The following is a 24,152-nucleotide window of genomic DNA, read 5'->3' on the forward strand; positions in this document are numbered from 1 at the left end:
AAGGCACAAGCTCACGTCAGGGCCATTACCGCGCCGGTCGGCTACCTTGCGGCCATGTCCGTTGTCCTCACCGAGCTGCACTACCTGCCGTCCATTACCTATTTCCAGCAATTGCTAAGCGCCGAAACGCTGCTGCTCGATGCCCATGAGCACTACCACAAGCAGACCTATCGTAACCGCACCCTTATCCTTACGGCGCAGGGCCCGCAGGCCCTTACGGTGCCGGTACTGGACGGTGCCCGCTCGGAGAAAATCCGCACCAGCGAAATTGAAATCGACTACCGCCAGAACTGGATGCACCGGCACTTTCGGACGCTGCAAACCGCTTACGGCGCTTCGCCGTATTTTGGGTACTACGCCGATTACTTGCAGGATATTTATACCCGGAAGCCCGGCCGGCTCTGGGACCTGAACCTGGCTTTTTTGCACCTATTACTGCGCTGCCTGCGCTGGCCGCTGCCTATCGAGCTTACCACTGAATACCGGGCGCCGGGCACCACGCCTACTCTGCTCGACCGACGCGACTTCCTGACACCTAAAAATACCCCGGCCGGGCCGGCACCTGACAGTCCGTCGCACCGGCCGTATCCGCAGGTATTTGGTACCGCATTTGTACCAGGCCTTAGCGTGTTGGATTTATTGTTTATGCAAGGGCCAGCCGCCGGACAGTTTTTATAGAACAGGCGGTTAGCGAATTTTAATCTGGCCGAACCTTCGTCCGCAGGCGCTTGTTTTTCACATATTCCGCTTTCCTTTACGTATCGGTGTAGCGCAACTATTCAGGCCGGTTTCGGTACAGCTACTATCTGCGTCTTATTTCTATCTTGCTTGCATGGAAGCTAAATTTTCAAACCGCGTCAAGGAGGTTATTTCCTTGAGCCGGGAGGAGGCCATCCGGCTCGGCCACGACTATATCGGCACCGAGCACCTGCTGCTGGGCATGATTCGCGAGGGCGAAGGCACTGCCCTCGGCTTGCTCAAAAAGCTGGGCGTGGCCACCGACGAGCTGAAGTTTGCCCTCGAGCAAGCCACGCGCAACACGGCCTCCACCCAGGGCACCAGCATCACGGGCTCGATTCCGCTCACGAAGCAAACCGAGAAGGTGCTGAAAATCACCTACCTCGAAGCCAAGATTTTCAAGTCGGAAATCATTGGTACCGAGCACCTGCTCCTCTCGATTTTACGCGATGAGGACAATATTTCTTCTCAAATCCTTTCCAAGTTCAACGTGAATTACGAAACCGTGCGCGACTCGCTCGACTACCACGGCGCAGCTCCGAACCCGACTGGCCCCAAAGCCGGCCCGGAGGCTGACGACGATGATGACCGCCTCTTTGGCCAGGGCCAGGGAGGAGCCGGCCGCGGCCAGGGGGCCCAGGGCGGTGCCGCTGGTGCCGGGGCTAAGCGGGCCGGGGAAAAATCGCGCACTCCCGTGCTCGATAACTTCGGCCGCGACCTTACCAAGCTGGCCGAGGAAGACAAGCTCGACCCCATCGTGGGCCGTGAAAAAGAGATTGAGCGCGTGGCTCAGGTATTGAGCCGCCGCAAAAAGAACAACCCGATTCTCATCGGTGAGCCGGGCGTGGGCAAAACGGCCATCGCCGAGGGCCTGGCCCTACGCATCATCCAGAAAAAAGTAAGCCGCGTGCTGTTCAATAAGCGCGTGGTAACCCTGGACCTGGCTTCGCTGGTGGCCGGCACCAAGTACCGGGGCCAGTTTGAGGAGCGCATGAAAGCCGTGATGAACGAGCTGGAGAAGTCGCCCGACGTGATTCTTTTTATCGATGAGCTGCACACGATTGTGGGTGCCGGCGGCGCTTCGGGCTCGCTCGATGCGTCGAACATGTTCAAGCCGGCGCTGGCCCGTGGGGAGATTCAGTGCATCGGCGCTACTACGCTTGATGAGTATCGCCAGTACATCGAGAAGGATGGCGCGCTGGCTCGTCGCTTCCAGATGGTAATGGTAGACCCTACTACGCCCGAGGAAACCATTGAGATTCTGCACAATATCAAGGACAAGTATCAGGACCACCACCATGTGGTGTACACCGATAAGGCCATTGAGCAGTGCGTGAAGCTGAGCGACCGCTACATGAGCGACCGTTTTCTGCCCGACAAAGCCATCGACATTCTCGACGAGGCGGGTGCTCGGGTGCACATTAACAATATAGTGGTTCCTGAAGATATTCTCAAGCTCGAAGAGCAGATTGAGAACATCAAGACGGAGAAAAACCGCGTCGTTAAGTCTCAGAAGTACGAGGAAGCTGCCAAGCTGCGCGACACCGAAAAGAAACTCCTGGAGCAGCTCGAATCGGCCAAAAAGAACTGGGAAGACGAAACCAAGAAGAAGCGCTACACGGTAAAAGAGGAAAACGTAGCCGAGGTAATCGCCATGATGACCGGCATTCCGGTGAACCGCGTGGCCCAGAACGAAAGCCAGAAGCTGCTCAACATGGGTGAGGAGCTGCAAGGCAAAGTAATTGGCCAGGATAAGGCTATCAAGCAGTTGGTAAAGGCTATTCAGCGCACCCGCGTGGGCTTGAAAGACCCGAAGAAACCGATTGGCTCATTCGTATTCCTCGGCCCGACCGGCGTGGGTAAAACGGAGCTGGCTAAAGTACTGGCTACCTACCTCTTCGACAAGGAAGACGCCCTGGTGCGGGTGGATATGTCGGAGTATATGGAGAAATTCAGCGTATCACGCCTGGTGGGCGCGCCTCCCGGCTACGTGGGCTACGAAGAGGGCGGCCAGCTGACGGAGAAAATCCGCCGCAAGCCGTACTCGGTTATCCTGCTCGACGAGATTGAGAAGGCGCATCCCGATGTGTACAACCTGCTGCTGCAAGTGCTGGACGATGGTATTCTGACCGACGGCCTGGGCCGCAAGGTGGACTTCCGCAACACCATCATTATCATGACCTCGAACATCGGGGCGCGTGACTTAGCCGACTTCGGCGCGGGCATCGGCTTCGGCACGAAGGCGCGCAACGAGAACATGGACGAGCTGACCAAGGGCACCATTACCAATGCCCTTAAGAAGACCTTCTCGCCCGAGTTTCTCAACCGCCTGGACGATGTGATTGTCTTCAACTCGCTGGAGAAGAAAGATATCCATAAGATTATCGATATCAGCCTGGCCAAGCTGCTGAGCCGCGTGCTGGCGCTCGGCTATAAGGTGGAGCTGACGGAGAAAGCCAAGGACTTTGTGGCCGACAAAGGCTATGACCCCAAGTATGGCGCCCGTCCGCTCAACCGAGCCATCCAGAAGTACATCGAAGACCCGATTGCTGAGGAAATCCTGAAGGCTCAGCTGCTTCACGGCGATATTATTACCGCCGACTTCGAAGAAGGCAAGGAGGAGCTAACCTTCAGCATCGCCAAAAGCGACGAAGCGCCCAACCTGGCCAGCGACGAGCGGCCGGCGGAAGCGCCCTCGGAGCCCGAAGCGGGCGAGTCGAAGTAGAGTTATCAGGTTATGAAAAGGCCGGTTCCGCAGTGCGGAACCGGCCTTTTTACTTTTTGAGGGATTCTCGTGGGTAAAAAGCTGCTAATTGGCATCTGCTCCTAAACGCTGCCCTCTCGCTGCGAGGCAGCTAAGTATTTAGTATTTTTTCTTAATATCTGCTTTTGACATATGAACAAGCTGCTTATACTCACTATCCTTTTAGGGCTGCCTGACGCAATGCTTGCGCAGCAGCTGCCTTTCGACCTTACCCTCACTGAGCCCGACCAGGAATTGGATGACTTCACTTATCAATTTGTGGGAATTCATAAGATTTCGCCGCAGCTACGAGGGGTGCGTGGCGCCGATGATACTGTGTATTGGGTAAGTGCTAACAGCCAGCAATTAACCGCCTACCAGCAAGGGAAACAGCTTTGGCAAGTTGCTATTGGGCAAACATTTCAGCAAATACTGCCCAGAGCTATCGTAACGCAGCTCATTTTTTGTTCAACTGTGGTTTTTGTTTCTGTAGGCTCACATGGTCACGCCGAAATAGACCGGAAGACAGGCGCTATTATCTCAGCGGGTACAGACTAAGCAGAGCAGCAAAGATTATACGTACTGCCACCGCACCCATACAACCTCATACGCTAATCCAGTAATCGTTCTGGAATACCTTACTTTTACCATTGACTACACTTCTATAGATAGTATGAATGGTCGGGTTGTAGTAGCTGCGTTGCTTACGGCTTTGCTAGCGCTTTTGCCGGTGGTCTACTTATATTTTATCTGGCCTACTGTGCTGGCTTTCGTGCCCATGCATTATGGAGCTAGTGGCGTGCCCGACCATTTTGTAGACCGGATATGGCTCTGGAATATCGTCTGGTATCCGGCTCTCGGGTTCGCGGTATTCACCTTTCTCCCTCAGGTCCACGATGGGCAAAGCCTTTTTTGGAGCAGCAGTAAGCAACGGCAGACGCGGCTAGTAGTGGTTTTTGCATTGGCACTCCCCCTCACAGCGCTCATCCATAGAAGCAGCCAGAACAGTCGGCCGGGCTTGTTGGCACCCGCTTCCAGCCGCTAGCCGCCCTGCTTGCTGGCGCCACTCTTGGTATCGTCGTTGTTGATGCTCTTGCGCTGCTTGGTTTGGCCATTGGCCTGCCCGAAGCGGTAGCTGAAGTTCAGCCGAAATGAGCGCTGGTAGGCGCGGTACTCGCTGAGCTCGCTAAACGTGGTGGTGGTAGTGGTGCTACGGTAGGGCCAGTAGCTATTAAACGGGCTGCCGACGTTCAGGGTCAGGTCGGCTTTGTCTTTGAGTAGACTTTTCTTCACGCCCATCTGATAGTAGAGATTGGCCGGGCCGGTGCCCTGAATTTCGGGCGTATGCGTATTGGCATACACAAAACCTTGTACAGTAAGGCCGTTGTCGAATTTGTAGGAAGTATTCACATTTATGCCTGCGGTGAAACCGCTGCGACTAATGCCCAGCACCGAGCTGCGGCGCGTGATGTACTGCACATCGGGGCCGGCACTAAGGTCCCATTTGGGCAGTGGCTTGGCCGCCAGGTACACATTGAACTGATAAAACGTATTGGTGGCCGCGTTGGCGAAGGTCTGAGCCGTAATGCTGGGGTCGATGAGCACTCCTTCGGGCAGCGGCACCAAAGGATTGGTAGTGATAAAGCGAATCTGCTCGATGGCATTGCCGGTGTGCCGGGCCGAGAGCGACGCGTTGAGAGTGGTCGTTTTCAGGGTAGTGCTGTAAGCCAGCTCGTAGGAATCGGTTAGCTCGGGGTCGAGGGCCGGATTGCCATAGGAGATATTCTTGGGGTCGGAGCGGTCCACAAACGGGTTGAGGTAGTCGATAAACGGCCGGGTGATGCGGCGGCTGTAGGCAAAGCGCAGACTGGTAGCGTCGCTGAAAGCGTAGCGGGCGCTGCCGTTGGGCAGCGCCGTAACGTAGCTGCGGCTGAAGGAAGACGCATTACTGGCCCGAAAATCAGCCGATAAAGCGGTGCGCTCCACGCGGCCGCCGAGGCTGCTGGTCAGCTTTTTGCCCACGCCAAATGAATAGGTAGCATAGGCCGCCTGCACATCCTGGGCGTAGCTGAAGTCGGTAGCACGGCTAAGATTAGGCGCCAGCGCAGTGCCATAGAGCGTGCGCAGGGTATCGACGGTAGCCACCGAGCCGGTGCGCCGGAAGATGGCTTTCAGGCCCACCTCGAGGGTTCTCTTATCCCCGAAGGGCTGGGTAAAGTCGGTTTGGGCCGTGAACTCGTGGCCGGGCGTACGGCCCCGGCTGTGCTCGCGCTGGGTAGCCTGGCTGCTTTCGAGCGGGATGGACGAATTGGCATACTGGTCGAAGTCGTAGCCAAATGTGCCATTGTTGAGCGCGTACTGGCCCAGCACGCTCCATTCTTTGCGGGCCTGGGCGAAGGTGCGGGTGTACGTACCCGTGGTTTCTACATTCAGTCCGCTGAATATATTAGTGGTGCTACGAGTAAAAAGCTGGTTGTCGGCAGCCACCGGCGACACGTAGCGGTTAAATAAATCCTGGCTCGTATTGCCGCCGTAGCCATTTACCGAGCTGGCCAGTGAAAAGCTGTGATGCTCGGCAGGGTCGAAGTCTAGTCCTACGGTGCCGTAGTACCAGTGGCCATTGTTTTGCACCTGGCCCAGCTGGTGCAGCGTATCGGTGCCTGCCGCCAGGTTGCCCACCCGGTCGCGGCTGGTCTGGCCGGGGTTGTACCACAGCCCGGCATTGGCCGACGACGTGAAGCCGATTTTACCTTTCTTAAAGTTCAGGGCCGAGTTGAAGTTGGAGTTGCGGTTGCCGCTGCTGGCACCCACGCGGCCGTTTACGCCCTGGTCCACACCTTTTTTCATGATAATATTGATGATGCCAGCCGTGCCCTCGCCGTCGTACTTGGCCGGCGGCGTAGTTATCACCTCCACACTCTTAATCTGGTCGGCCGGAATGCTTTTCAGCGCTTCGGCCAAGTTGCTGGCCAGCGTGGGCGAAGGCTTGCCGTTGACCAATACTTTGAAGTTGCCGGAGCCGCGCATTTTCACGTTGCCATCGCCGTCTACGGCCAGCAGCGGGCCTTGCGCAACACGTCCTGGGCAGTGCCGCCGGCGTTGCCTACGTCCTGGTCGGCGTTGTACACCAGGCGGTCGGGCCGCACTTCTACTACGGGCTTCTGGCCGGTCACTACTACCTCGCCTACCGACTGCGCCGCGGTCGGCAGCAGGAGATTGCCGACAGCAGTAGCGCCCGGCCCCACCGCTATGGTACGGGTGCGGGTGCCGTAGCCCACGTAGCTGGCCCGCAACCGAAAGGTGCCGGCCGCTAGTCTGGTCAGCACAAAATGGCCCTGGTCGTCGGCCGCTACGCCGGTCAGGGGCTTATCGTTGGGGGCAGGCGGCAGCAGCACCACCGTAGCGTAAGCCACCGGCTGGCGGCCCAGCGAGTCGAGCACCGTGCCGGTGAGCGAGCCGGTACCAGGGCTGGTTGAAGCCGGGGCCTGCGCAGCCGCCCGGCCAGCGGCTAACAATGCGGCTAGTATAAATAACAGCAGGTAAGCATTTTTTTTCATATATAAAGCCGACATAAATACTGGCTTGACCCTATTGATGCCTGTCTGGTGAAATAGGTTGCTTGCCCGGCCAGCAGTAGTATCAATCGTTGGCTTGGCTACCAGCTTGCGCAGCCTAACGTTACATCGCGCTTCGGCGCGGGGCATTACCAATGTATTATCCATGGTGGCGTAGTAGTTGAGTAGGCGACAAAGGTCCCCTCCTGCCCCGGCGCCGGCGCTCCAGGTCATAGTATGGCCCGTCCCAACTTATGATTTGGGCCGCACAACCTCGCTGGGCGCCTGGCCCAGCAGTTTCTTAAACACCCGGTTAAAGGTTGATTTTGAGTTAAAGCCGCTTTCCAGCGCCACGCCTACCAGCGAGTAGTGCGCAAAGCGTGGGTCGGCCAGCTTACGACTCGCTTCCTGCACGCGGTAGGTGTTGACGAAGTCATTGAAATTCTGCCCGCAACCCGCGTTGATAACTTTGGAAAGTACATTGGGAGTAGTGCGCAGGCGCTGGGCCAGCTCTGTCAGGGTCAGCTCAGGCTCCAGCCAGGGCTGCTCATCGGCCATGAGAGCCAGCAGCTTGTCGCGCCAGGGCAGCAGCTCGGGCGGCAGGGCGGCCGGGTCGGGCGCGGCGGCGCCGGCTTGCGGCTGGGCTACAGTAATTTCGGCCGGCCCTTCTTCGGCCGCCAGCGCTTCGGCAGGAGCAGCGCCGGGCTCAAAGCGGAGCGGACTGGTAGCGGCGGCGTAGTTGGCCTGCACGCCCACCGCGATAAGCGCGTAGATGAGCACTCCGCGCAGCGCAAAATAATTCCAGGCCTCTGTATAGCCAAAGCTGAATGCTACATCCAGCACTTCAAACAGCAGGCTTAGCCCCAGGCTTAGCGCTTGCAGCAGCAGCAGCTGGCGCAAGCCGGCGAAGCGCAGGCGCTCGGCATCCGAGAAGTTGTCGTTGAGGTAGCGGCAGTAGCGGCGGTAGTCGGCCAGTACCAGCCAGCCATAGGCCGGCAGCATCACGTAAACTACGTAAGCCACGGGTTGGGCCAACCCATCGAGCAGCGCAGCTGCCGGCCCCTTGGTGCCGAAATGATAGGGCAACGCCTGCCCGCGCACCCCATGCAGCCAGAGCAGGTCGTAGGCCGCGGCCGCAGCAAACAAGCTTATTTTTACCAGTCCCGGCAAAAAATGCCACCAGGCACGGGGCCGAAGCCGGAAATCCTGATTGGTGAGGCTGCGAAAATACAGGTAGTAGGCCGGCCCGAGCAGCAGGTTGAGCTGCCAGGGCACGTAAAACATAGCCGTGGAGTAGCCATCGTGGCTGTCGTACCAGCCCGCAAAGCCCAGCATCCATTGCATAATGGTGAGCGTGGGCAAGCCAATGAGCAACGCCAGCAACCCATCGGGCGGCGTGCCCCGCCGCCCGGCCCGCAGCAGCAGCCAGCCCGCCGCCACCAGGCCCGGCACCACAAAAGGCAATAGCAACGAGCTGCGCGGGCTGAAGGCAAACAACATGGGTGCGAAATTACGGCGGGGCAACCAAGGCATTATCTGGATTTCACTTAGCTTTGGGAAATCCGCCCGGCTTTCTTAGCTACTTATGAATATTCTGCGCCACGTGGAGCTGACCCGCGTTTTTTTCGTCGATATCGAAACTGTTCCCGGCCACGCCACCCACGCCGAGCTGCCCGCAACCCACCAGCCGCTGTGGGCGAAGTTTTGCGAGAAGCGCCACGCCAAAGAGCTGGCCGCCGGCCAGACGCCCGCCGAGCTGTTCAGCAACGGGGGCCTCTACGCCGAATTCGGGAAGGTCGTGTGCATCTCGGTGGGCTACTTCCGGCCCTTAAAAGACGAAACGCTGGAGTTTCGCACCAAGTCGTTTGCCGATGACGATGAGTGCGAGGTACTACGTGGCTTCGGCCAGTTTTTACAGCGCTACGCGCCTTACGGCGGCCGCTACCCCAAGCTCGACACTGCCGGCCCCGAAGGCCATTTTCTCTGCGCCCACAACGGCCGCGAGTTCGACTATGGCTATCTGGGCCGGCGCATGCTGATTTGCGGGCAGGATATCCCGCCCATGCTCGACGTGGCCGGCCACCGGCCCTGGGACCTGCCGCACCTGCTCGATACCATGGAGCTGTGGAAATTTGGCGACAACAAGGGCCATATCTCGCTGCCCCTGCTGGCGGGCTTGTTCGGCATCCCGTCGCCCAAAGATGATATCGATGGCTCGCAGGTAGGCCACACGTATTGGGTAGAGAAAGACCTGGGCCGTATCGTTACCTATTGCGAAAAGGATATCATTACCACGGCTCGCATTTTTTTGCACTACACGGGTAAAAAAGATTTGTGGCCCGAAGTGCAGCTAACGCAAATGCCCTGGCCCGCCCCAGCCGTTACGGCCTAGCTTTTCTGGGCCAGCGGGGCCAAAAGGCCTGTTTTTTTCAAGCTGTCCGGGTAGTCAATCGGCAAGCCGGCAAGCCCGGCTGGTTAGCTCAGCTGATAGCCTAGCCCTGAATAACTTGGATTATAAGCAGTAGTGTAGTTGCTTTGTCGCTGTATCGCCCATTTACAGGTTGGTGGCTGCATGAAAACTCCTCTTTTTCGCTGGCTACCGCTACTTGGACTGCTACTGGTGGCCGCACTGGCGGTATTTCTTGTTCGGCCGCCACGCCCGGTACCGGCCAGCGCGCCCGCCAATGAGTTTTCGGCGTACCGCGCCCAGCGCGATGTGGCAGTGCTGGCCGGCCGGCCCCACTCCCTGGGCTCGCCGGCCAACGCTGAGGTGCGCGACTACCTGCTGAGCCGCTGCCGCGAGCTGGGTCTGTCGGCCAGCATTCAGGATATAAGCGTATTATTTGCCGAAAAAGGCCAGGCTACGGCGGCGCACGTGCAAAACGTAATTACACGCTTACCGGGCCGGCAGCCGGGCGGCAAAGCGGTACTGGTACTGGCCCACTACGACTCGCAGCCCCACACGCCGGGCGCGGGCGACGACGGTGCCGGCGTGGCTGCTATGCTCGAAGCTATCCGCGCGCTCCGCGCCGGGCCGCCTTTGACCAACGACGTCATCTGGCTCTTTACGGATGGAGAAGAAGCAGGCCTGCTTGGGGCCCGCGCCTATGCCGCCGACACCGCCCGCCTGCGCCGGGAGGTGGGCGTGGCCCTCAATTTTGAAGGGCGCGGCAACGCCGGCCCCAGCCTCACCTTCGAAGTAAGCCCCCAAAATGGCTGGGTAATCGGTGAGTATGCTAGGGCGGTGCCTTACCCGATGGCCTCATCGCTGTTTTACGAAGCTTACCGGCATTTGCCTAATAACACGGACTTTACGCCCCTGCGCCAGGCCGGTATCACGGGCCTGAACTTTGCTTTCGTCAACGGCTACCCTTATTACCATAGTCCGGCCGATACACCTGCGCACCTCGACCTAGGCTCGCTGCAACACCACGGCTCCTACCTGCTAAGCCTGGTCCGACACTTCGGCAATATATCTCTGGCTCATACGAAGGGACCCGACGAAACCTTCTTTAACCCCTTGGGCAGCTGGCTGATACATTACCCGGCTGGCTGGAATATGCCCCTCACCCAGCTCACTATCAGCCTGCTGGTGCTGGCCCTGGCGCTGGCTCATCAGCGTGGGCGCCTGAGCTGGGGCAGCCTGCTGGGCGGGTTGCTGGCCTGGGTAGGGGGGTGGCCCTGATGCTGGCGGCGGGCTGGGGGCTACTGGCGCTCGTAGCCGCGCTCTACCCGCAGTACGGCGTTTTTTACGACAGTGCCTCCTACAACAGCCTGGCTTACCAGCTAGCCGTGCTGGCGCTAGCGCTCAGCCTGTTTACCGGCTACTACGGCTGGCTGAGTCGCTACCTGCGGCCGGGCTCATTGGTAGGCGGCGCGCTGCTGGGGCTGGCCGTGCTCCTGGGCCTACTGCAATGGCGGGCCCCTTCATCGGCATTTCTACTTTCCTGGCCGCTGCTGGCGGCTATCCTGGCCTGGGGCCTGCGGGTGCTGCAGGCTACCAGCCCCACCCGGCAGCCGGCTATTGGCGTGGTAGACTGGCTATTGGCGCTACCGGCCATATTGCTCTTGAGCCAGGTTATCTACTTGCTCCTGATAATTTTCGGGCTTGGCATGCTCTTACTGATTGCGGTGCTTTTGCTGGCTATTTTGCTGGCGCTGCTGCTGCCCGTTTTGCTGCCCGTGCTCAGCTCGCCCGCCATGCCCGGCCGGCGGCCGGCTACCAGCTGGCTGCTGCCAGGGCTGGCCCTGGCCGAAGTGCTGGTAGCCCTCGCATTGGGCCACGCTACCCGCCAGCCTACTGCCGACCAGCCTCAGCAAACGCACCTCTTTTATGCCCTCGATGCCGCCAAAGGCCAGGCCTACTGGCTTTCGGCAGCCAGGCAGCCCGATGCCTGGACCCGCCACGTACTAACGCACCCGCAATACGGGCCGCTGCCGGCATTATTTCCCCAGCAGCGGCCGGTGCTGCAACAGGCTGCCCCGCCGCTGGCACTGGCCCCGGCCGGACTTACCCTCCTGGCCGATAGCCAGCTGACTGGCGGACGGGTAGTGCGCTTCCTGCTAAAGCCCGGCCGGCCGGCTATCAGTAGCTTGCTTTTACATATCGAGAAGGGCTCGCGGCTGCGCGCTATGCGGGTGGCGGGGCAAGCGGTACCTGCCACCGAGCTGTCATCGGCTGAGCAGGCAACCGAGCTTACTTTTTTGGCCCCGCACCCCGAAGGCGAGCAGCTGGAGCTGGAGCTAACCGGGCCGGAGCCGCTGCAGCTGGCTATTACAACGCGCAGCCTGGGCCTGCCGCCCGTGCCCGACCTGCCGCCGCTTCCCTCCACGCTCGTGCCGGCGCCTGGCTACAATAGCTTTACGACCCAGGTACGCCAGCTCTATCAGCTCTGAGGAGAATACTGGTGCCAGCGGCGCTTGCCTTTACCAGTTATCATCGGCCGCTTTGCCGCTTACGCGCTGGCGGCATCGGCCTGCTCCAGCACGGGCTTTACGGCCCCCGGAACCGTGGCAAACCATTCTCGCGCATACAGGGCGGCCTGGGTGGCCCCCGGTGCCGGCACCACTGCCTTAAATGATATTTTCCCGGTGGCCGAGTCCATGGCAGGGGTTGGCCCAGCGGCCGGGCAGCCTGAGAGCCGTTACCTGGGGTTGAGGTCTGGGCGGCGCTTAGCGCGCCCAGTAGGGCTAGGGTAGCAAAAAGGCAGTGCATAGCAAAGGCTTACGCAAAGCTGCCGGGCCGGTTGGTGCGCGGCGCATCCGCCCAACCAAGCAGATGCCCGTAGCTTCGCGACAGTATTTAGCAGCTTATACAAATGTCTTTCCCATTCAAGAGCCTGGCCGGCGCGCTGATACTGCTGGCCGAAACATTCACCTTTCACGATATAAAGGCCCAGCCAGGCAACCCTTCCGCCGGCCGACGCTTTATCCAGGATAGCCTGCGGGCTTACGTGGAGCGGGGCCGGCGGCTCTGGAACATTCCCGGCCTCGCCGTGGCAGTAGTCAAAGATGGCCAGGTGGTAGTCAGCCAGGGCTTTGGCACCCGTGCCGCTGACGGGCAGGGCGGGCCGGTCGATGGCAATACGCTGTTTATGATGGCTTCCAACTCCAAGCTATTTACCGGCACGGCGCTGGCCCAGCTGGAGCAGGAAGGCAAGCTCAAGCTCGACGACCGGGTGCGCAAGTACCTGCCGGGCTACCGGCTCTACGACTCGGCCAGCAGCCAGCTGGTGAGCATCCGCGATGTGCTGGGCCACAAGCTGGGCCTGAAGACCTTTCAGGGTGATTTTACGTTCTGGAACTCGACCCTGAGCCGCGCCGAGATAGTGGAGAAGATGCGCCTGCTGAAGCCGGCCTACCCTTTTCGACAGGACTATGGCTACTGCAACTCGGGCTTCGTGACGGCCGGGCAGATTATTGCGGCCGTGAGCGGCGGCCAGCCCTGGGAAAGCTGGGTGCAGGCCCGCCTGCTCACGCCGCTGGGCATGACCAATACCTTCCCGCTCCCCGATGGCATTGCCCAGCGCCCCAACGTGGCCCTGCCCTACTCCGATGCCTTCGGCCCGCTGAGCCGGCTGCCTTTCGATGAGCTGCACAACATGGGGCCGGCCGCCGGCCTCGTGTCGTGCACCAACGACCTGACGCACTGGCTTCAGTTTCAGCTCGACAGCGGCAAGTATAACAAAAATAGAATATTACCCTGGGCTACCCTGCATCGCACCCGCGAGGCCAATACGCTGATTTCGGCCGATAAAAGCCCGCTCTTCCCCATACACTTCCGCACCTATGGCCTGGGCATATTCAGCGCCGACTATAATGGCCGGCAGGTATATTGGCACACTGGCGGGGCCGATGGCTTCGTTACCAACGTGTGCTTTGTGCCCGAAGAAAACCTGGGCCTTACCGTACTCACCAACCAAGATAACCAGAGCTTTTTCGAAGCCCTGCGCTACCAGATTCTCGACGCTTACCTCGGCGTGCCGTATGTGGACCGCAGCCGCCAGCTGTGGCTGAGCGCCCAGGCCGGCCGCGCTGACGAACGCCGGCGCCTGGCCGCGCTGGCGGCCCGCGCCGCCCGCAAAGCCAAGCCCGCCCGGCCCCTCACGGCCTACGCCGGCACCTACCAAAACCCAGTGTATGGCACCATTACAGTGGCACCGCAGGGCCGGCAGCTGCTAGTGCACTTCGGCCACCATCCCAACCTAACGGCTACGCTCGACTACCTCGACGGCGACACGTTCCGACTCACGTACTCCAATGCGGCGTACGGCATTTTTGCCGCGCCTTTCACTGTGGAGAAGGGCCAGGTAAAAACTCTGGAAGTGCGCGTGAGCGAGGGCATAGAGCAGGACCCGTATCTTTTCAGCAAGGAATAATATACTGCGCTATATACTATGCCGCTACCTACCCGTATCTGGGCACCAACGCTGGCCAGCTGCCTGCTTGCCTTCAGCAGCTGCCACAAAGACTGTGCGCCGGCTATAACCGCGCCGCAGCCTTTTAGTATTGCGTTCAGCACCGACACGCTCAGCACGGGGCGGGGCTTCCACAAAGCGGAGGCCTTGTCGGCCTACCTGGTGCGCTATGCAGATACTGAGCTGAGCCAGCCGCTCGATACCGTGCGCACCAGCCAGAAGCCCGGCAATTTTTTCTATGTTGACCGAACGCTTTTTTGCAATTTTCCGGCCAGCGCCGGGGCCGCCGACCCGCATAGCTACCGGCTGGAAGTACCCGCCACCAAAAGCCGCTACGATATTCAGGCTGTTGTTTTGCAGTATGGGGGCACCACCGCTTGCACGCGCAGTATCGACCGGCTCGATGCGCTGGTGAATGGCCAGCGCGTAGATGCCCGCCGGGGCTACGTCGTAGGCAAGTAGCTTGCTCCAAAACGCTAAAAAGGCCGCAGCTGATTAGCTGCGGCCTTTTTAGCGTTTTACTATGCTGGCGAATGCCAGCGCAGGTGGCTTGTCTAGTTCAGCGAAGCCACGTCAATCACAAAGCGATACTTTACGTCGCCTTTCAGCATGCGCTCGTAAGCCTCGTTGATGTGCTGAATATCAATGAGCTCGATATCCGACATGATGTTGTGCTCGGCGCAGAAGTCGAGCATCTCCTGCGTTTCGGCGATGCCGCCGATGAGCGAGCCCGCCACGCGGCGGCGCTTGGCAATGAGGTTGAAGGCGTGCAGGTGCGGAGCCTCGGAGGGCACACCCAGCAGAATCATGGTGCCGTCGAGGCGCAGCAGGTTGACGTAGCTGCCAAGGTCAATCTGAGCCGAGATGGTGTTGATGATGAAGTCGAAGTAGTTGCCCACCGACTTGAACTGGGCCTTGTCGCTGGTCACCACAAACTTGTGGGCGCCCAGAGCCTTAGCATCGGCTTCTTTGCCGGCCGAGGTGCTGAGCACGGTTACTTCGGCTCCCAGGGCCACGGCAAACTTCACGGCCATGTGGCCCAGGCCGCCGAGGCCCATTACGGCTACGCGGTGGCCGGGGCCTACTTTCCACTGGCGCAGGGCGAGTAGGTGGTGATGCCAGCGCACAGCAGCGGGGCCACGCGAGCCAGGTCGAGCTTCTCGCTCACCTTGAGCGTGTATTTCTCATCCACCACAATCTGCTGCGAGTAGCCGCCGTAGGTGGGCTGGCCGGTGCCGATTTCGCGGCTGTTGTAGGTGCCTACCATCCCGGTGGTTTCGCAGTACTGCTCCAGACCCTCTTTGCACGACGAGCACTCGCGGCACGAATCGACCATGCAGCCTACCCCGGCCAGGTCGCCTACTTTGAAGCCTTTAACGTGGCTGCCCACGGCCGATACGCGGCCCACGATTTCGTGGCCGGGTACCATGGGGAAGATTGAGCCGCCCCATTCGTCGCGAATCTGGTGCAGGTCGGAGTGGCACACGCCGCAGAACAGAATGTCAATCTGCACATCGTGCGCACCCGGCGCGCGGCGCTCCAGGGTAAAGGGTTCGAGCGGAATGTTAGCGGCGGGAGCCGCGTAGGCTTTGGTAGCAGACATGGTAGCAAAGAATAAATACTGAATAGACAGCTGCCATGGGCAGCTTGTTCGGCTCAACTACCAGCGGCAGCCTTTGTTTGCGGCCGGGCCAGGGCTTCGGTCACGAGGCGGCGCATGCGCAGCAGCGACTCGTGGGCAAAGCGGCGCTGTAGCATCCGGCCAAACAGCTTGAAGCCCAGCCAGTAAAAGGGGTTCCGAATCTGACCCGGCTGCGACATGGCATGTATGCGAAATTTTACTGCGCCGGATGCCAGGTTTTTGTGAATGGAAAAGTTAATCTGACCTTTCTCAAAGTGCCCTTCGAGGGTGCGGTAGCCGTAGCCCCACACCCGCTCCGGGCCATCGGGACTAGGCTGCGCGGGCTGGTCGAGCACATCGACAATGCGCACCCCGAAGTAAAAGTTAAAAACCAGAAAGTGCGCGCGCAGCACCATAATACGCTTTTCGAGCGGCTGACTGGGGTCGAAATAGCCGGTGATGAGGTTGGGCGGCGGGAAGGTGTAGCGCCGCAGCACCTCCTGGGCCGCGGCAAACGAGCCCGCGGCCAGGGGCGGCCCCGGCGGCTCGGCCGGCAGGTCGGTCACGTAGTCGTCGAGCCGCCAGCCGGTGGCCGAGGTGTACTCGTACTGGCTTTCGTAGTCGTAGTTGACCCGCGCTTTGGCGTAGGCTTCGAGTTGGGCGCGGTACTGCTCCCAGGCGGGCGGATTGACAGAATTCAAGGCTTGAATAAGTTTTTACAGTACAGCAAATGGGCTTTGACCGGTAGGGTTAGGCCAGTCTATAAAGGCGTGCGCCGGACTACGAGGCGGCTTGTTGCTCCGTCGTGCCATCTTTCGCGTGGCGGGTAGTTTCGACTACTACCGGGCCGAGTGCCTGGCCGCCGCTGGCGGCGGCTACCCGCTCGCAAAACTCAACCCAGGTAGCCTCCTGCACCAGTTTGCCGCCCCCAATCGTATCGTAGGCAAAGGCGACCAGCCCATCGCGCGAGCGGGCCAGCGAATGAATCTCGAAGCGCAGCGCGTCGGCCCGCCCGTCCAGCTGGTGCACCTCAAACCGGATACGACCGGCCTCGGGGTGGCCTTCGAGGGTAATAAACTCGAAGAAAGTAGGCCCGGTAGCGGTTACGCGGACGCTGCCATTCCAGGGGCCCAGAATTTTGATATGAAACTCATCGCCCACGCTGAGTGAGCCTTCGGTGCCGCGCGTGCGCTTGAAATCGGCCAGCAGGCCGGGCGAAAACCGGGGCAAATGGGTCTGCACCTCGGCCATGAGCTGCACGGGCGTGAGGTGCGGCCGCACCACATCGACGTAGTAGCGGCGCTCCAGCTGGGGCCGGAGCCCTGGGCGGCAGGCTGTTCGGAAGAAGGCTGATTGGCCATACTGGGCAGAATTTCGTTTAACTAGGTTTACTCGCCGTGTTACGCAAGGCACCGCGCAGTGTTCGCAGGCGCAAGCAGGCGGGCCTGCTTCCCGGTCGTAACGCCTAACCTTACTTAAGAAGTGGCCTATTTTCGCCGCCCCGGCCCCCCGCCAGACCCCGCCCTGGTGCGCACCCTCACCGAGCAGCAGCACGCGCTGCGCCAGCGCGTACGCGCCGAGCCGCTGGCCCACGAGCCAAGCCTGATTGCCGGCTGCGACTCGTCGTTTCCCACGCCCGATACCATTTTGTCGGTATTTGTGGTGCTGCGATTTCCGTCGCTGGAGCTGGTGGAGAAAGTGTACAGCTATGGCCCGGTAGATATGCCCTACGTGCCGGGCTTTCTGTCGTTCCGCGAAGCGCCCAACGTTATCCAGGCCTTTGCCAAGCTTACGCACAAGCCCGACGTTATCATGGTCGATGGCCACGGGATTGCCCACCCGCGCCGGGTAGGCATTGCCGCGCACCTCGGCGTGCTACTCGATATGCCCACCTTTGGCGTAGCCAAGCAGAAGCTTACGGGCACTTTCCAGGAGCCCGGCCCGGAGAAAGGCAGCATCACACCCCTTACCGATGCCAAAACGGGGGAGCTGATTGGCCAGGTTATTCGCAGCAAAGACAAGATTCTGCCACTGTTTGTGAGCCCCGGCCACCGCTGCGACCAGGCCACCGCCACGCGCCTCACGCTGGCCTGCCTGCGCGGCTACAAGCTGCCCGAACCCACCCGCCTGGCCGACCACTGGGCCGAGGAGTTTAAGCGGGAAGTACGCTGAGTGCCCGAGCCCGGCCCCGGCCAGGGGTGGCGAAAACCAATCAGCCCGTAGCTTTACTATAAGCCGGGGCAGTTGGCGCAACGGTGCAAAATATAGTACTTACCATATGTTTAACCGCAGTGCGCTTGCCCTGGCACTCAGCCTGTGGCTGCTGGTGCTCGGCGCGGAGCCGGCGGCCGGGCAAACCATCCCCTACCCTGGACCGCGCACCTGTGCTACTCAGCCGGCCGACGACTGGCAGCAGGCTCAGCTGCAGCGGCACTTGCCGGGCTACCGCACGGCCAAGCTGGCGACCCCGGCCCGGCTACCCCAGCGCACCACCGCTATCACTTATACGCTGCCCGTGGTAGTGCACATCATTCATAATGGTGAGGCGGTAGGCACGGGCAGCAACATCAGCCAGGCGCAGGTGCAGTCGCAGCTCGATGTGCTGAACGAGGACTACCGCAACCGCAATGCCAACGGGCCCTGGTGCCGGCCCCCTTTCAGCCGCTGCGCGCCGATGCGCAGTTTCAGTTTGTGCTGGCCCCGCGCGACCCCAACGGCAACCCGCTGCCCGAGCCGGGTATCGACCGCATCGACCGCTCGGCCTGGGGCTTCGACGCGCCGCCCTACGAGCAGGGCTACATCGACAGCATAATAAAGCCGGGCACCGACTGGAACCCCGACCAGTACGTGAATATCTGGGTGTTGCAGCTGGGTGGCAATGTGCTGGGCTATGCCCAATACCCGGACAACACGGCCGGCCTGGGCGGCCTGAGCCCGCTGGGCGGGGCACCGGCGACCGACGGGGTAGTTATTCTGTACTCGGCTTTCGGGCGGGTGGGCACCTTGCTTACTAACTACGACCAGGGCCGCACGCTCACCCACGAGCTGGGCCACTGGCTGGGTTTGCGCCACATCTGGGGCGATGCCGTTTGCGGCGACGACTACTGCGCCGATACGCCCCCGCAGGATGGGCCTAACCTGGGATGCCCCGCCTTTCCGCACCTGAGCGTAAACTGCCCGAACGGGCCTTCGGGCGACATGTTCATGAACTTTCTGGACTATTCGCCCGATGCCTGCATGGAGCTTTTTTCGGCCGACCAGAAAAGCCGGATGCAGGCTGTGATGGCTGCGAGCACCCCGCGCCGGGCCGTGCTGCTGACCTCGCCCGCCCTTTGCACCGGCACCCCCGTGGCTGCTACTGCCAGCAGCGGCCCGGTATGCGCGGGTAGCAGCGCCCAGCTTACTGCTACCGGCCCGGCGGGGGCCAGCTACGACTGGACGGGCCCCAATGGCTTCAGCAGCACCCTGCAAAACCCGGTGCTGCCGGCCGTAACGGCCGCGCAGGCGGGCATTTATACCGTGCACGTAGCCGTAACGACCGGGGCTTGTCCCACCACCGCCAGCACCACGCTCGTAGTCAACCCGAGCCCACCCACCCCGCTGCTAGCGACTTCTACCACTGCTTTTTGCCCCAGCGCCAGCGCTAGTGTTACGCTCAGCGTTACCAACCCGTTGCCGGGCGGCGAGTATAGCTGGAGCGTAGTTAGCGGCGACGGCCTGCCCGCCGGCGCCACCACGCCCTCAATCGGGGTAACTCCTACTCAATCTTCCACTTACCTGCTTACGGTGGCCTTGCCCGGCTCGGGCTGCGCGGCCTCGGCCACGGTAAGTGTTCAGGTGCTGACGCCCATCTGGAGCGGCGCGGCCGGTACCGGCAGCTGGTTCGACGCCGCCAACTGGACGGGCTGCGTGCCCAGCCGCAGCACCGATGCCCTTATTCCGGCCGGCCTCAGCACGCCCTACCCGACCATTAGCGGCGGCACGGCCGAGGTGCGGACGCTCACCCAGCAGGGGCCTCTTACGCTAACTGGCGGCGAGCTGGATTTATATGGAGATTACACCGGCACCGGTCCGCTAAGCCAGACCGGCGGCACTGTGGCCACGCGCGGCGACGGCCCGCAAAGCCTGCGCAGCCTCACCTATCAAACCCTGGCCATCGGCGGTACCGGCACTAAAACTATCGGCGCGGCAACAATTACCCAGGCCCTGGCCATGAGCGGGGCGCTCCTGAACACCGGAACGGCGGTGCTGACTATGGCCCCGACCGCCATTCTCAGCGAAACCGATGCCAGCTACGTGCTGGGCCAGGTGCAAACCACGCACGTGGTAGGTACCACGCCCGATAGCTTTGGTAATCTGGGCCTGACCCTGACGGCGGCCGTGGCCCCCGGCAGCACCACCCTGCGGCGCACTACCGGCCAGCCGCTGAGCGTTGGCCGTGGCCAAAGCATCAGCCGCTACTACGACGTGGCGGCCGCCGTAAGCCGCGGCCTGCAAGGAGCCACCCTCACGCACTACTACCTGCCCCACGAGCTGAATAATCTGGCTGAAAGTCAGCTGGTATTGGTTAAGTCACCGGATGCGGGCAGTACCTGGAGCAGCGAGGGCGCCACCCAACGCGACGCCACGGCCCGGGCTGTAAGCCGCCGCTACGTGGCCGACCTGAACGGCCGCTGGACGCTGGCGGCCGGCCCCGACGCTTCGCCAGCCGCCACTGCCTACGCCATCAACGCCTTTCCAGTACCATTTTCGGCCGATGGGCTATCGTTTCAGGTGACCACGCCCACGGCCGGCCCGCTGGCCGTGCAGCTCTACGACGTGCTGGGCCGCGTTATCTATTCGCACGACGTGGCCACGGTTGAGGTTGGCACGAGCATCGTAAATCTGCCCGGCTCGGGCTCGCTGCGCCCCGGCAAGTATATCCTGGTAGTGCGCCAGGCCGGTCAGCAAGTCCGCCTGAATGTGGAGCGGGAATAAGCAGCCAGCTTTTCTTTTCAGCTCATCACCCCCAGGCTTGCTTCAAGGTAGTCAGCGACTCGCTGGCGGCGGGGGGCAAACCCAACAGCCGCGCCACGGCCCGGTATACCACGGCCGGACCGGCCGCACTGCTCAGCCAGGCCGCATCGGGCGCGGCCTGGGTCGATTTGCTGAGCTTCTGGCCTATTGGGTCGGTGAGCAGTGCATGGTGGCAAAAACGCAGGCGCGGCGCGCTGAAAGCCCTGGTTTCGGGGAGCTGCGCGGCCAGCCAGAGCTGCGCCGCCGTGCTGGGCAGCAGGTCGAGTCCGCGCACGATAACCGTGGTTCCGAGTCGTAAGTCATCGACCACCGAGGCCAGCTGGTAGGCCGCCACGCCATCTTTTTTCCGGATGATAAAATCGGGCATCTCGGCCCACAGCGGCACCTGCACCGCCCCGCGGCTGCCATCGGCAAAGCAGATGGTAGTGCCCGCGGGCACCCTGGCCCGCCAGGCCGCGCCAGGCGTGGCCAGCGGCACTACCTCAGCTGCCGCGCCGCTGGTGCGCGAGCGCGAGCTGCCATAAACAAGACCGGGCCGCAGGGCCAGCCGCCGCAACACCTGGTTGTAGGCGGGCAACTGCAGCAGCTGCGAGTGGTGCCGCAAAAAATCGTCGGGCCACTGGGGCCGTGGTCGTAATCGAGCCCCAGCCACTCTATTGTTTTGAATATATTATCCAGATAAGCCCGCCGCAGCCGGGCCCGGTCCAGGTCATCGATGCGCAGGTGCAGCGTGCCGCCGGCCCGGCGCACCAGCAGCCAGGTAAGCACGAAGTTCACCGCGTTGCCCAGGTGCAGGTAGCCGCTGGGCGTAGGCGCCAGCCGGCCCACTACCGCGCTTTTCGTTGGTTGCTGTTCGTTCTTCGCTTGTTCAAACATGGTCAGGCAAGAAAAACTGCCTACGAAAAATAAGCGGCGCCAAACGCGCTACGCTACCACAATCCACGGCGCACCCGCGGCGTGTGGGCGTAGCTCGCCGAAGCTTTCGAGCGCCAGCCCGTGCCGGGCAAATATAGCTTTAGCTGCATCTTCGGCTGCGCCGGGCTCTACGCACACCAGCAGGCCGCCCGACGTCTGGGGGTCGCAGAGGTAGAATTTTTGCTCATCGGTGAGCGCGCCACCATTGTGCGCCACTTTGTGGCCGTAGCTCTCAAAGTTGCGAATGGTGCCGCCCGGCACCGCGCCCTGCAGCAGGTAGCGCTCGGCCTGGGCCAGGCGCGGCACATGGAAGTAGTTGATGGCAGCCTGCACGCCGCTGCCTTCGCACACCTCGACCAGGTGGCCCAGCAGGCCAAAGCCGGTGATATCCGTCATGGCCCGCACGCCGGCAAGCTCACCCAGCTCGGCCCCGATTTTATTGAGCTGCCGCATCTGGGCTGGGGCCACGTCGGCATCTTCGAGGCTGAGAATACCGCGCTTCTGGGCTGTGGTAAGAATGCCCACGCCCAGCGGCTTGGTTAGGTAGAGGCGGCAGCCCACGGTGGCCGTGTCGTTGCGCTTGAGGTTCTTTTCCTCGACCAGGCCGGTCACCGCCAACCCGAAAATCGGCTCCGGCGAGTCGATGCTGTGGCCGCCGGCCAGCGGAATGCCCGCCTCGGCACAGATGGCACGGGCACCTTCCGTTACGCGGGCCGCCACTTCGGGCGGCAGCTTATCGATGGGCCAGCCCAGCACCGCGATGGCCAGCAGCGGCCGCCCGCCCATGGCATACACATCGGAGATGGCGTTGGCCGAGGCGATGCGCCCAAAGTCGAAGGCGTCATCGACGATGGGCATAAAAAAATCGGTGGTGCTGATGACGCACTGCCCCGCCTGGCCCGGCAGGCGGTACACGGCCGCATCGTCGCGGCTGCCATTGCCCACCAACAGGTTGTCGTAGTTGGGCTGCGGCAGGCTGCTGTGCAGGATTTTATCGAGCACGCTGGGCGCTATTTTGCAGCCGCAGCCCGCGCCGTGGCTGTACTGGGTCAGGCGAATTTGGTCGAGGTCGGGGGTCATATTCACTAGCTAAACTGGCGGTATCTTAATTGAAAAGCTTTGGCCTGATGGTTTATTCAAAGATTCCAGTCTGCTTGCTGAAATACTACTCGGTAACCATCAGGGTCTTCAAAAGTCAGGCCCTGGCGGTCCCAATACGCATTGTAGGCAGGCATTGGCTGGTAACCTTGTGCCTGCATGCGGGCAACTGCGGCAGCCCAGGCTGCGTGTTCAGGGAAGTAAAAAACCAGCAGGTTCTCGGGTGTGGGAGCTGGCGGAACGAAGTGGCCATTCTGCCGGGTAAACTCCAGGTGATAGGGAGCCAGTGGCTGCCCGACCATCAGGCCGTCAAAACCTTCGTGGTCTCGGAAGCTATACAGTTCCATCAGACCTAATCCATCCACATAAAAGCGACGCAACGCCGCTAAGTTGTTGGTGGGCCGCGCTACCCGGAGCTTGGGAATCATACGGTGCGGGGGTTAGCGGCCGCCCGCACCAGCGCCGCATTAACCGCCACATCGGCACTATCTGCGGGCACAGTCGTAGCTGGCCGGTCGGTCAGCCCGTAGCCGTAAGTTTTATCATAATACGCCAGCACCAGCTCCACCATGCGGGGCATATCGCCATCGGCAATGGCGCCGAGGGCCTCCTTGGTTACGAGGCCGCCCAGGCGCTTACGCAGGCGCAGCACGGCCGAGGCCAGCTCGCCGGCATCGTGGCGGCCGTAGTCGGCGGCGAGGTACTGCACGCGGGCGGCCTGGGGCACGTCGAGCACCACGAGCGGCGCGGCGCGCATCTGCTCAAAAAATGGGGCCGGAATACCCAGCCCGCCGATGCTGCGGCTTTCATCCTCGACCCAGATGGGCCGGTCGTCGGGCAACTTGGCTAGCGCGGCGGCCAGGTCGTTCTCAAACTGCTCCTGGGTGGGCTGCGGTGGCTGGCCCAGCGCCCCAAACGAGGAGCCCAGGTGGTTGGCCAGCTTTTCTAAATCCAGTACCGGCTCGCCCTGGGCGGCCAGCGCGTGCAGCACGGCGGTTTTACCGCTGCCGGTGTAGCCGCCCAGTACCCGCAATTGGCGCGGGCGGGCAAACTCGGCCAGCGCCCAGTGCCGGAAGTCTTTATAGCCTTTATCTAATAGATTGACCTGAAAGCCGGCCAGCTCCAGCAGCCACAGCACGGCCCCGCTGCGCATGCCGCCGCGCCAGCAGTGCAGGCGCACTTCCTGGCCGGGGGCCAGTTTTTTGGCCTGCTCCACCAGCGCCCGCATTTTGGGACCGAAGAAGTCGAGGCCCTCCAGCACGGCCTTTTCGGGGCTCACCTGCTTATAGGTGGTGCCGATGCGGGCGCGCTCCTCATCGGTGAAAAGCGGCAGGCTAAGCGCCCCCGGAATATGCCCCTGCGCATACTCGGCCGGAGCCCGCACATCGAGAATGGGGCCGGCGGCAGTAGTCAGAAAATCGGTGATGGGGTAGCGGGGCATGATGGGCAGTTGGGGACACGAAAGTACCGGCTGTGCCTCCGAAAGTTCGTCATTCGGCCCAACTTCGGGCGGCCGGGTATCGCAGGCTTGCGCGCCTTGCCGTAAGTTT

Annotated in this window: 22 protein-coding genes and 1 pseudogene; 11 read left to right on the forward strand and 12 right to left on the reverse strand. The window is 61.4% G+C overall.

The features are described 5' to 3' along the window. Window positions 1-54: 54 nt before the first annotated feature. From GKZ67_RS11780 to GKZ67_RS11790, 3 genes are all read left to right on the forward strand, one after another. The gene (locus GKZ67_RS11780; protein ID WP_173246727.1) at window positions 55-678 is read left to right on the forward strand and encodes a WbqC family protein; all 624 of its coding nucleotides are present in this window, start codon (window positions 55-57) and stop codon (window positions 676-678) included. A gap of 154 nt (window positions 679-832) precedes the next feature. Further along, on the forward strand, window positions 833-3,463 hold the full coding sequence (locus GKZ67_RS11785; RefSeq protein WP_151089205.1) for an ATP-dependent Clp protease ATP-binding subunit: 2,631 nt from the start codon (window positions 833-835) through the stop codon (window positions 3,461-3,463). A gap of 171 nt (window positions 3,464-3,634) precedes the next feature. Next, window positions 3,635-4,039 (forward strand): hypothetical protein, encoded by a 405-nt coding sequence (locus tag GKZ67_RS11790; RefSeq protein WP_173242534.1) that lies wholly within the window; start codon window positions 3,635-3,637, stop codon window positions 4,037-4,039. 483 nt (window positions 4,040-4,522) lie between these two features. On the opposite strand, the gene GKZ67_RS11795 is transcribed toward GKZ67_RS11790, so the two are convergent. From GKZ67_RS11795 to GKZ67_RS11805, 3 genes are all read right to left on the reverse strand, one after another. Further along, window positions 4,523-6,508, reverse strand: a complete 1,986-nt coding sequence (locus tag GKZ67_RS11795; protein ID WP_173242536.1) for a TonB-dependent receptor domain-containing protein — start codon at window positions 6,506-6,508, stop codon at window positions 4,523-4,525. A 20-nt stretch (window positions 6,509-6,528) separates the two neighbouring features. Continuing rightward, window positions 6,529-7,038, reverse strand: a complete 510-nt coding sequence (locus GKZ67_RS11800; protein WP_173242538.1) for a carboxypeptidase-like regulatory domain-containing protein — start codon at window positions 7,036-7,038, stop codon at window positions 6,529-6,531. Window positions 7,039-7,287: 249 nt separating this feature from the next. Then, complete coding sequence (locus GKZ67_RS11805) at window positions 7,288-8,535, reverse strand: helix-turn-helix domain-containing protein (RefSeq protein ID WP_173242539.1); 1,248 nt, start codon at window positions 8,533-8,535, stop codon at window positions 7,288-7,290. 85 nt (window positions 8,536-8,620) lie between these two features. Between GKZ67_RS11805 and GKZ67_RS11810 the strand changes: the two genes are divergently transcribed. The 3 genes from GKZ67_RS11810 to GKZ67_RS11820 all read left to right on the forward strand — a co-directional run bounded on the left by GKZ67_RS11810 (window position 8,621) and on the right by GKZ67_RS11820 (window position 11,931). Next, window positions 8,621-9,427 (forward strand): ribonuclease H-like domain-containing protein, encoded by an 807-nt coding sequence (locus GKZ67_RS11810; RefSeq protein ID WP_217278586.1) that lies wholly within the window; start codon window positions 8,621-8,623, stop codon window positions 9,425-9,427. A gap of 180 nt (window positions 9,428-9,607) precedes the next feature. Next, entirely contained in the window at window positions 9,608-10,720 is a 1,113-nt protein-coding gene (locus GKZ67_RS11815; RefSeq protein ID WP_173242541.1) for a M20/M25/M40 family metallo-hydrolase, read from the forward strand. Then, window positions 10,711-11,931, forward strand: a complete 1,221-nt coding sequence (locus tag GKZ67_RS11820; RefSeq protein ID WP_173242543.1) for a hypothetical protein — start codon at window positions 10,711-10,713, stop codon at window positions 11,929-11,931. The genes GKZ67_RS11815 and GKZ67_RS11820 overlap by 10 nt, the downstream gene beginning before the upstream one ends. 59 nt (window positions 11,932-11,990) lie before the next feature. Here the strand turns inward: GKZ67_RS11820 and GKZ67_RS11825 are convergent, their stop codons facing one another. Beyond that, window positions 11,991-12,140, reverse strand: a complete 150-nt coding sequence (locus tag GKZ67_RS11825; protein ID WP_173242545.1) for a hypothetical protein — start codon at window positions 12,138-12,140, stop codon at window positions 11,991-11,993. A 213-nt stretch (window positions 12,141-12,353) separates the two neighbouring features. Here GKZ67_RS11825 and GKZ67_RS11830 point away from each other — a divergent pair, with 213 nt between their 5' ends. Beyond that, entirely contained in the window at window positions 12,354-13,913 is a 1,560-nt protein-coding gene (locus tag GKZ67_RS11830) for a serine hydrolase (RefSeq protein WP_173242547.1), read from the forward strand. 18 nt (window positions 13,914-13,931) lie between these two features. Beyond that, window positions 13,932-14,414, forward strand: coding sequence for a hypothetical protein (locus tag GKZ67_RS11835; RefSeq protein ID WP_173242549.1), 483 nt, complete (start codon window positions 13,932-13,934; stop codon window positions 14,412-14,414). Between the two features lie 92 nt (window positions 14,415-14,506). Here the strand turns inward: GKZ67_RS11835 and GKZ67_RS11840 are convergent. From GKZ67_RS11840 to GKZ67_RS11850, 3 genes and pseudogenes are all read right to left on the reverse strand, one after another. After that, window positions 14,507-15,555, reverse strand: a pseudogene (locus GKZ67_RS11840) (NAD(P)-dependent alcohol dehydrogenase). Between the two features lie 53 nt (window positions 15,556-15,608). Then, on the reverse strand, window positions 15,609-16,274 hold the full coding sequence (locus GKZ67_RS11845) for a DUF1990 domain-containing protein (protein WP_173242551.1): 666 nt from the start codon (window positions 16,272-16,274) through the stop codon (window positions 15,609-15,611). 79 nt (window positions 16,275-16,353) lie between these two features. Next, window positions 16,354-16,857 (reverse strand): DUF1990 family protein, encoded by a 504-nt coding sequence (locus GKZ67_RS11850; RefSeq protein WP_217278587.1) that lies wholly within the window; start codon window positions 16,855-16,857, stop codon window positions 16,354-16,356. A gap of 198 nt (window positions 16,858-17,055) precedes the next feature. Between GKZ67_RS11850 and nfi the strand changes: the two genes are divergently transcribed. From nfi to GKZ67_RS11860, 3 genes are all read left to right on the forward strand, one after another. After that, complete coding sequence (nfi, locus tag GKZ67_RS11855; RefSeq protein WP_173242553.1) at window positions 17,056-17,745, forward strand: deoxyribonuclease V; 690 nt, start codon at window positions 17,056-17,058, stop codon at window positions 17,743-17,745. Between the two features lie 106 nt (window positions 17,746-17,851). Beyond that, window positions 17,852-18,385, forward strand: coding sequence for a hypothetical protein (locus tag GKZ67_RS23540; RefSeq protein WP_254244779.1), 534 nt, complete (start codon window positions 17,852-17,854; stop codon window positions 18,383-18,385). 68 nt (window positions 18,386-18,453) lie between these two features. Beyond that, window positions 18,454-20,550, forward strand: coding sequence for a M43 family zinc metalloprotease (locus tag GKZ67_RS11860; protein ID WP_254245248.1), 2,097 nt, complete (start codon window positions 18,454-18,456; stop codon window positions 20,548-20,550). Window positions 20,551-20,575: 25 nt separating this feature from the next. On the opposite strand, the gene GKZ67_RS11865 is transcribed toward GKZ67_RS11860, so the two are convergent. Genes GKZ67_RS11865 through mnmH form a run of 5 tightly spaced genes read right to left on the reverse strand, consistent with a single transcriptional unit; the run spans window position 20,576 to window position 24,043 of the window. Beyond that, a complete protein-coding gene (locus GKZ67_RS11865) occupies window positions 20,576-21,166 on the reverse strand; it encodes a glutamate--tRNA ligase family protein (RefSeq protein WP_173242556.1) in 591 nt (196 codons plus the stop codon). Next, the gene (locus tag GKZ67_RS23545; RefSeq protein WP_173242558.1) at window positions 21,067-21,465 is read right to left on the reverse strand and encodes a glutamate--tRNA ligase family protein; all 399 of its coding nucleotides are present in this window, start codon (window positions 21,463-21,465) and stop codon (window positions 21,067-21,069) included. Before GKZ67_RS23545 ends, GKZ67_RS11865 begins: the two co-directional genes overlap by 100 nt. Before the next feature lie 48 nt (window positions 21,466-21,513). Beyond that, a complete protein-coding gene (selD, locus tag GKZ67_RS11875) occupies window positions 21,514-22,584 on the reverse strand; it encodes a selenide, water dikinase SelD (RefSeq protein ID WP_173242560.1) in 1,071 nt (356 codons plus the stop codon). A gap of 56 nt (window positions 22,585-22,640) precedes the next feature. Beyond that, on the reverse strand, window positions 22,641-23,030 hold the full coding sequence (locus tag GKZ67_RS11880; protein WP_173242562.1) for a VOC family protein: 390 nt from the start codon (window positions 23,028-23,030) through the stop codon (window positions 22,641-22,643). Beyond that, window positions 23,027-24,043 (reverse strand): tRNA 2-selenouridine(34) synthase MnmH, encoded by a 1,017-nt coding sequence (mnmH, locus tag GKZ67_RS11885; RefSeq protein WP_173242563.1) that lies wholly within the window; start codon window positions 24,041-24,043, stop codon window positions 23,027-23,029. Before mnmH ends, GKZ67_RS11880 begins: the two co-directional genes overlap by 4 nt. Window positions 24,044-24,152: the final 109 nt, after the last annotated feature.

This window comes from Hymenobacter sp. BRD67 (assembly GCF_013256425.1).
GTDB lineage: Bacteria > Bacteroidota > Bacteroidia > Cytophagales > Hymenobacteraceae > Hymenobacter.

What these genes read in the sequence shown, in the direction of transcription:
- GKZ67_RS11800 (WP_173242538.1), bottom strand. Translation starts at nt 7,038, where the DNA reads ATGAAAAAAAATGCTTACCTGCTGTTATTTATACTAGCCGCATTGTTA.
- GKZ67_RS11815 (WP_173242541.1), top strand. Translation starts at nt 9,608, where the DNA reads ATGAAAACTCCTCTTTTTCGCTGGCTACCGCTACTTGGACTGCTACTG.
- GKZ67_RS11830 (WP_173242547.1), top strand. Translation starts at nt 12,354, where the DNA reads ATGTCTTTCCCATTCAAGAGCCTGGCCGGCGCGCTGATACTGCTGGCC.
- GKZ67_RS11805 (WP_173242539.1), bottom strand. Translation starts at nt 8,535, where the DNA reads ATGTTGTTTGCCTTCAGCCCGCGCAGCTCGTTGCTATTGCCTTTTGTG.
- GKZ67_RS23545 (WP_173242558.1), bottom strand. Translation starts at nt 21,465, where the DNA reads ATGTTTGAACAAGCGAAGAACGAACAGCAACCAACGAAAAGCGCGGTA.
- GKZ67_RS11795 (WP_173242536.1), bottom strand. Translation starts at nt 6,508, where the DNA reads ATGCGCGGCTCCGGCAACTTCAAAGTATTGGTCAACGGCAAGCCTTCG.
- GKZ67_RS11810 (WP_217278586.1), top strand. Translation starts at nt 8,621, where the DNA reads ATGAATATTCTGCGCCACGTGGAGCTGACCCGCGTTTTTTTCGTCGAT.
- GKZ67_RS11825 (WP_173242545.1), bottom strand. Translation starts at nt 12,140, where the DNA reads ATGGACTCGGCCACCGGGAAAATATCATTTAAGGCAGTGGTGCCGGCA.
- GKZ67_RS11835 (WP_173242549.1), top strand. Translation starts at nt 13,932, where the DNA reads ATGCCGCTACCTACCCGTATCTGGGCACCAACGCTGGCCAGCTGCCTG.
- GKZ67_RS23540 (WP_254244779.1), top strand. Translation starts at nt 17,852, where the DNA reads ATGTTTAACCGCAGTGCGCTTGCCCTGGCACTCAGCCTGTGGCTGCTG.
- GKZ67_RS11880 (WP_173242562.1), bottom strand. Translation starts at nt 23,030, where the DNA reads ATGATTCCCAAGCTCCGGGTAGCGCGGCCCACCAACAACTTAGCGGCG.
- GKZ67_RS11785 (WP_151089205.1), top strand. Translation starts at nt 833, where the DNA reads ATGGAAGCTAAATTTTCAAACCGCGTCAAGGAGGTTATTTCCTTGAGC.
- selD (WP_173242560.1), bottom strand. Translation starts at nt 22,584, where the DNA reads ATGACCCCCGACCTCGACCAAATTCGCCTGACCCAGTACAGCCACGGC.
- GKZ67_RS11780 (WP_173246727.1), top strand. Translation starts at nt 55, where the DNA reads ATGTCCGTTGTCCTCACCGAGCTGCACTACCTGCCGTCCATTACCTAT.
- GKZ67_RS11790 (WP_173242534.1), top strand. Translation starts at nt 3,635, where the DNA reads ATGAACAAGCTGCTTATACTCACTATCCTTTTAGGGCTGCCTGACGCA.
- mnmH (WP_173242563.1), bottom strand. Translation starts at nt 24,043, where the DNA reads ATGCCCCGCTACCCCATCACCGATTTTCTGACTACTGCCGCCGGCCCC.